Source organism: Rhizobium sp. A37_96 (genome assembly GCF_053521765.1).
In genome coordinates, this window is sequence record NZ_JBNWDS010000001.1 from 454,020 (window position 1) to 466,216 (window position 12,197).

Below are 12,197 nucleotides of genomic sequence, written 5' to 3' on the forward strand. Positions count from 1 at the left end.
GAATCCAAGGAGGACGGCATGAATATACAGGTTGAACCGGCAACGCTCGGAAACTGGAGCACGCGCGCTTATCATCGGCGCTGGCTGCTCGACCAGGCGGACGCCCTTTTCGATTTCTTCCAATATCAAGCCGTCAATCCTCAAGGCGGATTCTATGATATGGACGATGCCGGCAAGCCGCTGGATGCGGTCAATCCCGTGCGCGGTATCCACTCGACGGCCCGCATGGTGCATTGCTTCTCGATTGGCTCGCTGCTCGGTCGTCCCGGCGCAAACGAGATTGTCGACCACGGAATGAATTATCTGTGGAACCGTCATCGCGATACGAAGTACGGCGGTTACGTCTGGTCGCTGAACAATGATGGACCCGTTGATTCCAGCAAGCAGGGCTATGGCCATGCATTCGTGCTGCTCGCGGCGTCTTCCGCCAAAACGATCGGACACCCGCTGGCCGATGGCATGCTCGCCGATGTGACGGAAATTCTGAATACGAAGTTCTGGGAAGCAAAGCACGGGGCAATCGCCGAGGAGTTCAATCAGGATTGGTCGCTGATCGATGGCGGCACCTATCGCGGCCAGAACTCCAACATGCACCTGACGGAAGCGCTGATGGCTGCCTTCGAGGCCACCGGCGAAAAAGCCTATCTGGAAAAAGCTGAAAGCATCGCCGATCTCGTCATTCGCCGGTCGGCCGGATCCGTCGGCTGGCGTGTCGCCGAGCATTTCAACGCCGATTGGGTGCTGGACAAGAATTACCGCGGCAACGAAATGTTCCGCCCATCCGGTACGACACCGGGGCACTGGCTGGAATGGGCGCGTCTCATCCTGCAGCTTTGGTCGCTGGGAGAAAAGCGGCACGATTGGATGCCGGAAGCGGCCAAGGGCCTCTTCTCGCAATCCATGTCACTGGGATGGGACAATGAGAAGAGCGGCTTCTTCTACACGCTTGACTGGGAAGACGTTCCCGCAAAGCGCAACAAGCTGTGGTGGCCAGCCTGCGAGGGCGCCGGCGCCGCTCATTACCTGAACGAGCATGATGCCAGCGATTTCCATGAAGAAAGCTATCGCAAGATTTGGAGCGTGATCGGCCGATCTTTCATAGATCGCGCCAATGGCGGCTGGCATGAGGAACTGACGGAAGACCTCATTCCGGCCCATACGCTGTTCCCAGGAAAGGGCGACATCTATCATGCCTTGCAAGCATGCTTGATCCCCCTCTTCCCGGCAACTGGCAGCCTGACCAAGGTCATCGCCGAAGCCGGCGGAAAAATCTGAAATCGTGGTGGGGGGGGGGGGGCGCCGCCCCCCCCCCCCCCCCCCCCCACGATTCTCTCACGCGAGGCTGAGACTGCGAAGTTCGTGGCCGAGTGTCAGCGCCAGAGCTTCAACAACAAGGTTGTGATCTTCGCGCTGAGGAAGGCCCGAAACTGTCACGGCACCAATACAGCCCGTGCCATTGACAAAAATCGGGAAGCTGCCGCCGGATGCGGCGTAATCGGCGCTTGAAAGCCCATTGTCCTCGATCGTTTTTTCCTGCTGCTGCAAACGCAATGTACTGGCATAGCTGCTGCGGAAATAGCGCAACACCATGTTGCGTTTCCGGCGTATCCAGTTTGAATTGTCGGGCGTCGAACCGGGCAAGGCTATATAGAAAACCGGCATCGAATGGAGTGTGATGTCTATTGCGACGCCGAGGTTGCGCTCGCTAGCCAAGTCACGCAGCAGCTTGCCGAGCACCCAGGCGGTTGAAACGTCGAAAGCGTCGAAACGCAGCGTCTCTTCCTGCAGTGCGATACGTGTGAGGTCCTGGTCGATCGTCATGGAAACTTTCCCTAGAAATGGATCAGCCTATCAAACGCCGGGAGAGTGATTTGTCCATCTATCTCTTCGGTATTTCGAAACCAAGCTGCCACTTCCGACCGATCGAGAGGTCGTACTCATCGGGCTCGAACGCTTCGAACCCACCTCCGGGATAGAAGGTCAATTCGCCCACCCGAACCCACTCCGCCGATGCATAGAGATCGACGCGGACGAAATCGATATCGCGAGCGACCGTTTCCGCCACATGGATCATTTCATCGAGCCGTGGCGGACGCACCGCTTCGCCCGGATAAAGGCCGAGATAGTCCCGGTCGTAGAACGGCAACTTCTGCCAGTCGGGCGTATAGTTGCAGGAATAGCCTCTGCCATTCTCACGTATGTCGATCTCGATATGAGAAACCTTGCCGTTAAACGTAAAGAGCCGGTAGTCCCAGGGAACTCGGCCATCGACGAGCAGCATGCTTTCTATAAGAATGCGCGGCTTCAGCTGGCTGTAAGCCCACTCTCGATTATAGGAGGCATGATCGATCGCCAGCCATTCGGCGGAGGGATCGCTCCTGAGGAGCCGATCGACATCGGCCTCTCCGTAGAGAAATCGTCCCACGCCGCTCGCATGGGTCGGCTTGACGACCGCCGGCAAGGCGATCGCCGACCAATCGACCGAAGCCAAGTCGGTCCCCACCCAAAGCGTGGGGATGACATACTGACCGCCGACCTTTTCTGCGATCAGCGCTTTCGCATCGGCCTTGTCCACAAGACGCGGAAAGAGAGGATTGTGATCGTATAGTTTTCGCGCCTGCACCTTTTCGGTGAAGGTCTGAGGTGAGGTCAGATTGGGGAACCTGCCGCGAATGGTACGATACTTCAAAGCACAATAGGGGCCATCCGGCAAAGGTGACATAAAGCGCCACAAAAGATTGCGCATCCGCTCGCGCAGTCCCTTCTTCAGATATCCCGGAATGAGAAATCCATCCCGCTCAGCAGCTCGGTCTGTCATAGCGGCCATCTCGAATTTCAACCATAACGCAAGTGAAAACTATCAGCCGGCTTTTAACACAAGGTTATGCGTCAACCTTCAAGATAGATGGCCATGAGCGCGTCCGTATCCAATCTTCTCAAAAGCTCGCTGATCAGCATGGCAGCGACATTCATATCTCTGGCCGCAGGCTTCGCGAGCAGCATCATTGCGGCTCGTCTGCTGGGTCCAGCAGGTTCTGGCAAGGTCGCTTATGCACTATGGGTTGCAACATCAGCCGCCGCACTGGCGGACATGGGCCTACCTCAGACCTTGCTGCGCAATGCAGGCAGCCTCTCGGGCGACGGCAATGCATGGAAAGCACTCGTCGGCAGCGCATTGCGCAGCTTTTTCATTTCGGTCTGCATGGTGGGTGCGGCCATTGTTCTCTTTGCCGCCATCACTTACGCTCACCGCGACGCACGCCATGCCTGGTTCTGGCTGGTTACCGGGGTTCTCTTCCTGAGCTATGCGTTCTACGTTTTCTCGACGGCCGTGGCTCGCGGAAGAAATCAATTCGGTCAAACGGCTCGCACCACCCTTCTGGGCGGCGCGATGCAAGTTCCGCTTGTCTTCGCCGGAGCATGGTTGCTGGGCCCGACAGGGGCATTGGTCGGCTACGTCGCCCGCTACTTACCGCAAGCACTGAAATTGCGCAGCTATATCGATCCGACGACAAAACGCTCGCAAGGCACTCTGACGCCGGAAATGCTGCGCTACGGCCGTTACATGTGGTTCAGCGACCTCATCGAGATTCTTGTCCTTTCCCGTATCGAATTTCTCTTTCTCGGTGTTTTTCTCTCTCCGACCAGCATCGGTTACTTCGCCGCGGGCCTGGGTCTGGCCGGTCTCATCGAACAGATCATGCTCCAGATCTCGCCGGCATTGATTGTCGGCTTCACCGAGGCACACACACGAAATGATCAGCAGGCGCTTGATGCAGCCTATGCCCGCGTTATCCGCATAGTCGCCTTGGTCATGCTGCCGATCAGCCTGGGTGGAGCAACCATTATGCCCGAGCTTTTGCCGCTGATTTTCGGCGATATTTTCGAGCCTGCCGTTCCTGCTGCGGCCACGCTGCTTGCCTTTGTCTGGCTCGCAGGTCTCTCTGTGATCCCATGGGGTATAATCGGCGCTTCGGGACGAAGCGCTGTTTTGCTTCGGGTACAAATCGCAAGCGGCGTATCGACAATATTCCTGCTGACCATCTTCGTTCCCCTGCTCGGCCTCGAAGGCGCCGCTCTAGCTCGGGCAACGATCGTCACGCTCACGTTCATCTTACTGGGCTGGATGGCCCGAAGACATGTCCGAGTGCTGGTCCCCATCGCAGTCTTGGCAAAAACGATGCTTGCCGCACTTCTTTGCGCCGGCGCCGCAGGCATCGCGGTCTATAGTCTCGATGGACCGGCCGCGCTTGCAAGCGCCATCCCGGCCGGAGCAATCGCCTATATCCTGGCAATCCGCTTTCTGCGCCTGGTCACGCCCGAGGATATTCGGATCCTGATGGATACGGCCGGACAGAAGCTGCCCGGAGCATCACGTCCGATCGCCAATCGGTTGCTGAACTTTCTAGCGCCGGGCTGAGCGGGTCACTGCGTTTCGAAGGCGGCCGCCAAGGTTTGGCGCGCAACCGCATCCCACGTCATTATCCCATCCCGGAAAGCCGCAGAACGCCGCATCGCCAAAGCCGCATCGATCTTTTCTCGCCACGCAGTCTCTCCGTCAAGGCGATAAGCAATGCCGTTGGCTCGGGCAAAGGGAACGAGATCAGGCAACAGGATCGGCAGGCCACAATAGCTGTATTGCGCAAGCTTCAAACTCGATTCCGCGAGATAGACCTCTTCTGCCGTGAGGCGATAGGGAGCAATACCGAAGTCCGCATGTTGCAGATAAGGAACGATGCTTTCGAAGTCCCGTTCACCATAGATCGTCACGTTTGGCTGCGCCCAACCATTCCATGCGGCCCCGAAAACGTGGAAATTTACGTCCGGAGCAGCCGTCGCCATGGCGGCGACCGAAGCCTGATCAAAGAGCATGTTGCCGATGGAAACAGCATTGCGACTGCCGGATCGATATGGCGACGGCTGCTCGCGATCAAATAACGCGGCGTCAACGCCTTGAGGAATGACCCGAACACGTCCTCCCGGTGGGAGCAGCGCACCCAACCGTTTCGAAGGAACGCAGACGGCATCGAAACGTCCTATCTGGTCGGCTTGAATATGCTGGAGCACGGGTGCGGCCCCTATGCTGCGCAGCAGGTCACGGCAAAAATACAAAGTGCGTGCCGCCGAATTCAGCTTTTTGACCTTGTTGAAGAAGGCGAGCGCGGAGCCGCTCTCAATCAGTACCAGATCTGCGCCAGCAACGGCGCGTCGCGCAAAATGCGGAAGATAGCTGCCATAAAGCCGAAAGAGCATCGCATTTGCTGCATTCAGAAAGCGATTGCCGGAACTGAACGCATGCAATGGCGGGAGGTAGGCACCCGCTCTCAGGTTGGTCGCTACGGTCTGGAACCGGTTCCCTTGATCTTGGTACAAGGCACGAAAGCGTGGACGATCCTTGAGCAAGGTCAGCCAACTGTGCCCTATGGTGACAAAATCGACTTCATGTCCCTGCTCGGCCCAACGGGATGCGATGAAGTGGATCGACGCTTTGCGATAGCCGCGCAGAAATGCATGCGAGGTCAGAATAACGATCTTTCGCGGTCGCTCGATGCCACTTGTGGCCAACTCCGATTTCCCGTTTGCCAAACGCAGTCCCCAACAGCAACCCTCGGTCGGTTCAATTCATGACCGACATCAGAACGTCGATGCGGTCGCGGCAGCGGACAATCATGTCCGGGGCGCTAATCGCCGCAACCAAAGCCCGATCTTCGAGGATAAGAACCACAGAGCGTCTAACATGCGGTTAAAGTTGCAGCATCAATCAGCACATTATTAGGTTGCACTCATTGGATTTGACCGGGATCGACGTGAGGGCCATCGATGTGGCTTGGGCCACGTTGCCTCCGCTTGCTTAGATGAAGCGAACAGGTCATTGATAGGGCTCTATAATGTCCCGCCAGAGGAATGCTCAGCATGAACGCAAAATACGCACTGCCCGCCATTTTGGCCTGCACCTGCGCAGCAACACCAACTCTGGCGGACAATCCGGCGCAACTGGTACTGAGGGACGGCTTCGATGGTACGGATTTTGCACCATCCGGGCACCTCTACTATCGAGACAACTTTGAGCAAAAGGCAGGGACGGTCGAATTTCAATCGAAAGTAAAGCGCACTGGTACCGGAGCGCTGAAGCTGAGCGTCAAGCCATTCTGCCCGCCGGGTAAAGCAAACTGCAGCGAGAGAGCAGAAATCTGGGAGCGCACCAAATATCGCGTGCCTTACGATCAGGGAGTTTGGTACGGCTTTGCCGTGAAGTTCGCCGATCCCATTCCTTCCGGCGATCACCGCTATCTCATTGCACAGTGGAAACGGGAGATCGGGCCGAACGCAAAAGGCGACTTCAGTCCCTTCCTGGCACTGAGACTCAACAACGGTAAGCTCTTCGCAACGGTTGAAACCAACTATGTTGCGCCCATCAAGAAACAAGAGGCTGGAAGCGACAACAAGGCCTGCCACGACGGCGAAACGCCGGTCTGGTTCCGTCAGGACACCAATCAAATGCGTGCATTGGTCGCCACAGATGGCAATTGGACTGAAAGCGACGGCGAAGAATTTACCGGATGCACGGATGCAATAAAAGTAGTCGATCGCGGCAACAAGCTGCCGACGCCAGCATCGGGATGGATAGATTTTGCCATCTACAGCAAGCCCGGCCCGGATGGGTCAGGTCATATTGAAATATTCGCCAACAATAAATGGATTGTTACCGTAAGCGGCCACATTGGACACGCAGACAGCGGACTAGGAAAGAATCAATATTTCAAATTCGGCCCCTATCGCGCAGCCGATACCACGATATGGACGCTATACTATGACGATTTTCGTCGCTCGCCCTATTGTGCCGATGTGTTGTCGGATCCCACCCTTTGCCCAATGAAATAAGAGGCAACCAGACCAGGCCATCGCTGCCAATAGAGTAAGAGGCAAGTCTGCGAGCATTTTTTTACAGTGAGACTGAACTTTTTTCCGTCTCAATAGTTATCCTTTTTCGTGAAGGAGGCGACCGAAATGCTTACGACCCATCGCGATTGCAAACAGCATGTGAAGAGAAATGCAATACCGTCACTCGGTGAGATCGAGGGCCGAGTTGCCGTTCTGGAGATCGTAGCTCAATCTGCGCTGACGCACGTCTTCGATGAAGGTGAAGTCGACATCGACACGGTTCTGCTGGCACAGATTCGTCGCGCGATGCATCACAAGTGCAGGGAGCTGAAGCTCGACGGAGAAGACACGGCGTCGGCACTTTCATATGCCGAGGAGCTGATTGAGGCCGCGGTCAAGGCGTCTCTTCCCGTTCACCAATGATGCCTTCTGGGCTAAGGCTCGCCTTATCCCTTCTGGTGGCGCTGGCAATTATGCTCGGCGCCCTGCTGTTTGTTGACCCGCACGACAGAAAAGACGGCTTCACACATCCGGCTCAGATCGAGAAGCATCGAGTCCTGCAGTGATGTGCCGAAACGAACTGCTGTTACATTAAGATACAGGCACCCACTCCCTGTCAGGCGACGTTAACGTCCCGCGATGAACGCGGTTGCAAATTTCCAAAACCAAAGCAGTGTTCGCTTTAACCCACCCGGGTCAGCTCCAACAATGAATGGTGTAGCGAATGTCTATGATGGTCAACGCGCCGCTTTATCCCGATGACATTGATGTCCTCGCAGGCGCTCTTTTCGCCTGGTGCGCCGAGCGCAGCATAAGATTGCACAGTCAGGAAGGCCTGTCGGCGGCCAACGTGGCTATCGATCTCTACGATGCCGGCTATCAAACACAAGATCAGCTTCTGGGCGCTTTGCATGCCTATGAATCTCATTGAGGATCAAGGCTAGGCAGCTCATTTCCGGATTCGTAAAACCATAGCACCACTCTGCCAACCGAAGCGCGGCTTCGGTTGTTGTTGTTATGGAACGCTCTGACTATGGCGCCACATCCCTTAGAACATTCGCGATGCAGTCCCGCTCTTCAAGTATGCCGGACCATTCGTCCTGATGGTATGTCGAGTCATAAATCAGGGTGAAAGGGCCGCCATAGCCGGCTGCCCTGGAAAGCACGACGCAACGGGTATAGTCCTCTGCGTCGAGACCGGTCACTGAATAATGCCCCTTTGCATGGCAAAGCTCGGCGCGACCCATGATCTTTGCGAGGTCGTCGTATTTGTCGGCGCCCTCCCAATTGCCAAAGTCCCCGTTGAGACCGACTTTGCCATCCAATGCATCCAGAATTCGATGAACCTCTGCTGGTCCCGGCAAGAGGGCAAACCAGTTTTCTATGACGAGACGGATCCCTGCCTCAGCGGCAAATTCGGCCAGCCGGCGCAGATGATCCTCCGCCAAGGTCAAAGCAGCATCTGTTGGCCGAGCTTTCCCGGCTATCACGCGCATGTTTTCCGCTCCAAGAGCCACGGCAACATCGATCCAGCTGGCCATCCATTCGGCATCGCGCTGGCCCGTTTCAGGATTGCTGAGATCACCGTCTTCGACCAGCAGCGCCTGAACTTTCACGCCAGCTTTTTCAGCAGCCTTGCGAAAATCGGCAAGATAATCCGGAAGGAGACTCGGCAAATGAAAGGAGCAGATCTCGAGCCGAAACACGCCATGATCGGCACATTGCCGCGGCACGTCGATCAGTTCGATTGTGCCCTCACCGTAAGTCGGTTGACGGGCGGGATGCGAACGATCGCCGGGCTTATAAGGATAGGTGGAGCCGAGCGCGCGATGCAATGACCACGTTGAAACCGCAAAACGATCCGATAGATCAACCATAGGGCTTTCCTATTCTTACTGGCCGCAAAAGATAACCAAGACATAGGCTCGCTTACGGCGAGATCAACCGAAAACATCCAATGGATTGCATCTCTTGGTCGTATTCCGATCAGCGCATTCAAGTGATAAGCCGTCATGGCATTTCATGGCCGCCTTTGACCCATCTGGAGATGGCATCGAAGACCAGATCGGCAATCCACATTGCGCACACTCCTACAACGAAAGCCGTCGCGTTCATGGCGGCCACATCCTTCTGCGGTAGAGGCCAGTTGACGGCTCGCAGGTAAAAGAGCGCGGGCTCGGTCAGGTAAGTTGCAGCAAGCGCGCCACAGATCGGCGATGCAACGATCTCGCGCATCGTATATCGGCGCCTGGAAAGGCCGCGTAAAATCCCGCCGGAGAGGCCAGCGATGACGACTCCGACTTTGATGCCCAATGCATCCAGAAATTCGTGTATCGTCATCGTTTTACTCGATCAATGTCTCGGATTTTGAAATGCTGCGGCCCGATTTACCTAGGCTTGCAGCCGGTAAAATGGTCTCATCGGTCTACGGGCGGCTGTGGCTTTATCAAACCAGCGACACCATCGCGCATGATGTTGACGACGATTTTTATCGTACTCAGAACTGCAACGCCGGCGGCGGCATAGCCTGGGCCGATAAAAGATTGCGAACATTCCAGCGAGCCGTCGGCAAGTTGTGTGCAACCCGTTGCGAGAAGGACCGCAATCATTAGCGCCGATAGGGCGATCAGAACATTCAACATATTGTGCAGGGTGTTTGTATTGAACATAGATTTCCCTTTTAAGTTGAATTAAGCTATCCGCCGACACGATGCCGCCGAAACTCTGAGTTCTTGGGATCTGGGCGCGCTGGGTATCGGCTGTATCTTCGGTAGTCCGACCCCAGGCAAATCTATCGGGCGTGCTCGATCGCTGCCGCAAACTTTTTGGCAAAGCCGGCGATATCGACGGCGCGATCCGTGCTATTGATAATGCGACGCGCGCCAATCCAGTCGGAACCGATAGCACTGAAGTAGTCGACAAGCTTTTTGCCGGTAAAGCGGCCGTTGATCATGCCATCGAAAAGGATGTCGATCGCTTTGCGCGGATCAAAAGCCATATCTGGATCATCGACGATGCCGTATTTGGCGTAATTGTCTCGCCCGGTTATCTGCACAAGACCACGACCACGATAGCGCCAACCGTCACCGCTGGCTTCATCGCCGTTTCCCATACGGTTTGCATAGGCGCGGTTGGCAATCCGCTGCGGCTGGCGAGAATAAGCAGCAGCCTGCTCGATATTGAAATACTTTCCGAATGTTGCTCGCAGGCCGGCCGCCGAATAGTTCAAATTTTCCGAGACGGCACACATGGTATTGTCCGTCTCGTGATAGACAGTCGCCAACATGTAAGCCAGCCAGCGAGGATCGAAGGAGGTCATCTCCCATCCGGCAAGGATTACCTCCATACCGTTGACCTGCTTTGTCGACAGGCGCCCGCCAAATAATGACGGGCGCACCGTCGCGAAGAATTTCGCGTGGTCCATGTCCTTTATTCCGATTCCAATGATAGAATTTATACTGCAGAACGCGGATGGGACGCTTAGCGCAAACATCATCCGTTGAAGCCGGCTGCCCTCATGACCAAGCCCGATTTGGCTTTCACATTGGCCTCCGCCCAGGTGAAGAGCGGCGCCGGGGCCCAGGCCTATCGAACCGACTCACTCACCTGTTGCTCCGAGTCGTCTGCTCGAGGCGTTTCTGATTCATCGACCTTGCCGGGGGATGCAACCGCGCGCAATTGGGCCTCCTTCTCGGCAAGTTGTTCGGCAAGGCGATCAACCGCCTTGGCGTAAACCTCGACTTCGCCTTGGAGTAACTCGACCTGCTTCTTGAGAGAATTCGCATAGGTAGACATTCATGGCTCCTTAAACAGTAGATGCCATCGCATCGCCGGACGGCCAGGCGAAGGCGTCGATTTCGGCCGTGGTGGTGATGGTGTCGGCGACGATCCGGCTGTTGACTTCGCCCTCGGCGGCGAAAGCCGCCTGGACATGCGCGCCGACCGCATTGGCGATCGCGGTCATCTGTGCGGCCGTCAGCTCGACAAAGCCGGCCGCAGTCTTGAACTTCACCGTCACCTCCGGGTTCGCCTGCACATAGTTGTAGGCTCCGGTGATCAGCGATTGGCTTCCCCGATCGGTCATGACGGACATGCCATTGATGACGATGCCACCCGTCTCGACGACATAGCGCTTGGATGCGACATAGGCATAGAGATCGACCGGAGCCGGTTCCGGAGACCAGCCGGCGACGACGGCCAGAAGGCTTTCCGGCGTTTCCGGCCAATCCCCGGCCGAGCTGACCAGGGCCGCTTCCTTGTTGCTGAGCTGATCAAGGATGGCCTCCTTGTCGGCAGCATCCAGTCCGGACGTGATCTTGGCGGCGAGCGCAAGCCAGAAGTCCGGCACATTGTAGATCTGCTGTCGGCCGAGCCAGAAGGCGGCGCAGGCCATCCAGCGATCGGCCTTGTTCTCCGAGCGAGCCGCAAGCAGCGCCTCGACCATCGGTTCATACATGCTGTCTATGCGATACATGGTAGTCCTTTCCTTCGTTAGGCTTGGGCAAAAGTACGCACGGCCCGCCAATCGATGACGGTGACGGCGCGGATTTCGGGGGCGGTTTTGGCGGCGGCAAGGGCGGCATTCGCCGATCGGCGGATCGCTTCGATCATCTGCGAGCCGACTTTCCAATGCTGGTCGCGCGTTAGAATTTCGGCCGCTTTCTCGAAACGGCTAACGCCATCTTCGGCTGCCTCGGCCGCGATGTGAGGCGTCTCGCCCTCCGGCACATTGTGGTAGTCGGCTGCAATCCGCTGCGCCTCGGCAAGCTTCACGGCATAGACCGCTTCCTGACCCGGCGTGAGCGTGATGAAGAGAGCGCGGGCCTGGCTGACCTGATGGTCTATGTCGGCCTGCGCCTGGATGCGTTCCCGGGTGGGATCGGCGAGCACGTTAAACTGCATGAATGGTCACCTCGAAATGGCGGAATGGAGCCGGAGCGATGAAGGGAACCCGGTGATCGCCGGGAACGTCGGTCGAAAACTCGAAGAGGTTGTCTTCGATGGCGACGATCGCACCGGCATGAACGACCGAAGTGCCGGCCGGCACGGCAAAGCGCACCTTCTTCACGCCATCAGCCTGGACGGTGAATTCAGTGATATCGAGCGCGACCGCCTTAGGGGTAATGACGCCATCGAGCACGTAGGAAGTTGCGTCGATATCCAGCCGATACTGCGCCTCGGGCACCTCCATGACCGCGTAACCGTCGCCGAACAGGGTAACCAGCTTGGGAAGGGCCTCACGGTCACAATGCCCGCTTTGGCGGATACGGCCGTCGGTGGCGAAGATGATGTAGTGGACGATTGTCGATGGCATG

16 protein-coding genes are annotated in these 12,197 nt (G+C 56.7%); 5 read left to right on the top strand and 11 right to left on the bottom strand.

What is annotated here, in order from left to right:
* The first annotated feature begins 18 nt into the window (after positions 1-18).
* A complete protein-coding gene (locus ACQZ6J_RS02155) occupies positions 19-1,275 on the top strand; it encodes an AGE family epimerase/isomerase (protein WP_449081610.1) in 1,257 nt (418 codons plus the stop codon).
* A 57-nt stretch (positions 1,276-1,332) separates the two neighbouring features.
* Here the strand turns inward: ACQZ6J_RS02155 and ACQZ6J_RS02160 are convergent, their stop codons facing one another.
* Both ACQZ6J_RS02160 and ACQZ6J_RS02165 read right to left on the bottom strand, forming a co-directional pair.
* Positions 1,333-1,821, bottom strand: a complete 489-nt coding sequence (locus ACQZ6J_RS02160; protein ID WP_163987786.1) for a heme-degrading domain-containing protein — start codon at positions 1,819-1,821, stop codon at positions 1,333-1,335.
* 58 nt (positions 1,822-1,879) lie between these two features.
* Positions 1,880-2,818, bottom strand: coding sequence for an ATP-grasp fold amidoligase family protein (locus ACQZ6J_RS02165; RefSeq protein ID WP_449081612.1), 939 nt, complete (start codon positions 2,816-2,818; stop codon positions 1,880-1,882).
* A gap of 93 nt (positions 2,819-2,911) precedes the next feature.
* On the opposite strand from ACQZ6J_RS02165, the gene ACQZ6J_RS02170 reads away from it, so the two are divergent.
* Positions 2,912-4,420: an oligosaccharide flippase family protein gene (locus tag ACQZ6J_RS02170; RefSeq protein ID WP_449081614.1), complete on the top strand. Its 1,509-nt coding sequence runs from the start codon at positions 2,912-2,914 to the stop codon at positions 4,418-4,420.
* 5 nt (positions 4,421-4,425) lie between these two features.
* On the opposite strand, the gene ACQZ6J_RS02175 is transcribed toward ACQZ6J_RS02170, so the two are convergent.
* Positions 4,426-5,565, bottom strand: coding sequence for a GumK N-terminal domain-containing glycosyltransferase (locus ACQZ6J_RS02175; protein WP_449081616.1), 1,140 nt, complete (start codon positions 5,563-5,565; stop codon positions 4,426-4,428).
* A gap of 348 nt (positions 5,566-5,913) precedes the next feature.
* Between ACQZ6J_RS02175 and ACQZ6J_RS02180 the strand changes: the two genes are divergently transcribed.
* From ACQZ6J_RS02180 to ACQZ6J_RS02190, 3 genes are all read left to right on the top strand, one after another.
* Entirely contained in the window at positions 5,914-6,882 is a 969-nt protein-coding gene (locus ACQZ6J_RS02180) for a polysaccharide lyase (RefSeq protein WP_449081617.1), read from the top strand.
* Between the two features lie 126 nt (positions 6,883-7,008).
* Positions 7,009-7,305, top strand: a complete 297-nt coding sequence (locus tag ACQZ6J_RS02185) for a hypothetical protein (protein ID WP_163987790.1) — start codon at positions 7,009-7,011, stop codon at positions 7,303-7,305.
* Between the two features lie 301 nt (positions 7,306-7,606).
* Positions 7,607-7,813: a hypothetical protein gene (locus tag ACQZ6J_RS02190; protein ID WP_163987791.1), complete on the top strand. Its 207-nt coding sequence runs from the start codon at positions 7,607-7,609 to the stop codon at positions 7,811-7,813.
* A gap of 100 nt (positions 7,814-7,913) precedes the next feature.
* On the opposite strand, the gene ACQZ6J_RS02195 is transcribed toward ACQZ6J_RS02190, so the two are convergent.
* From ACQZ6J_RS02195 to ACQZ6J_RS02230, 8 genes are all read right to left on the bottom strand, one after another.
* A complete protein-coding gene (locus ACQZ6J_RS02195; RefSeq protein WP_449081619.1) occupies positions 7,914-8,759 on the bottom strand; it encodes a sugar phosphate isomerase/epimerase family protein in 846 nt (281 codons plus the stop codon).
* Between the two features lie 133 nt (positions 8,760-8,892).
* On the bottom strand, positions 8,893-9,222 hold the full coding sequence (locus ACQZ6J_RS02200; RefSeq protein WP_163987793.1) for a hypothetical protein: 330 nt from the start codon (positions 9,220-9,222) through the stop codon (positions 8,893-8,895).
* Positions 9,223-9,299: 77 nt separating this feature from the next.
* Positions 9,300-9,551 (bottom strand): hypothetical protein, encoded by a 252-nt coding sequence (locus ACQZ6J_RS02205; protein WP_163987794.1) that lies wholly within the window; start codon positions 9,549-9,551, stop codon positions 9,300-9,302.
* A 122-nt stretch (positions 9,552-9,673) separates the two neighbouring features.
* On the bottom strand, positions 9,674-10,306 hold the full coding sequence (locus tag ACQZ6J_RS02210) for a hypothetical protein (protein WP_449081621.1): 633 nt from the start codon (positions 10,304-10,306) through the stop codon (positions 9,674-9,676).
* 161 nt (positions 10,307-10,467) lie between these two features.
* A complete protein-coding gene (locus ACQZ6J_RS02215; RefSeq protein WP_163987796.1) occupies positions 10,468-10,677 on the bottom strand; it encodes a hypothetical protein in 210 nt (69 codons plus the stop codon).
* A gap of 10 nt (positions 10,678-10,687) precedes the next feature.
* Positions 10,688-11,356: a DUF4376 domain-containing protein gene (locus tag ACQZ6J_RS02220; protein WP_449081623.1), complete on the bottom strand. Its 669-nt coding sequence runs from the start codon at positions 11,354-11,356 to the stop codon at positions 10,688-10,690.
* Positions 11,357-11,373: 17 nt separating this feature from the next.
* A complete protein-coding gene (locus ACQZ6J_RS02225; RefSeq protein WP_449081625.1) occupies positions 11,374-11,784 on the bottom strand; it encodes a hypothetical protein in 411 nt (136 codons plus the stop codon).
* Positions 11,774-12,196 carry a hypothetical protein gene (locus ACQZ6J_RS02230; protein ID WP_449081627.1) on the bottom strand — a complete coding sequence of 141 codons (423 nt, stop codon included), beginning with the start codon at positions 12,194-12,196 and terminating at the stop codon, positions 11,774-11,776. Before ACQZ6J_RS02230 ends, ACQZ6J_RS02225 begins: the two co-directional genes overlap by 11 nt.
* Between the last annotated feature and the right edge of the window lies 1 nt (position 12,197).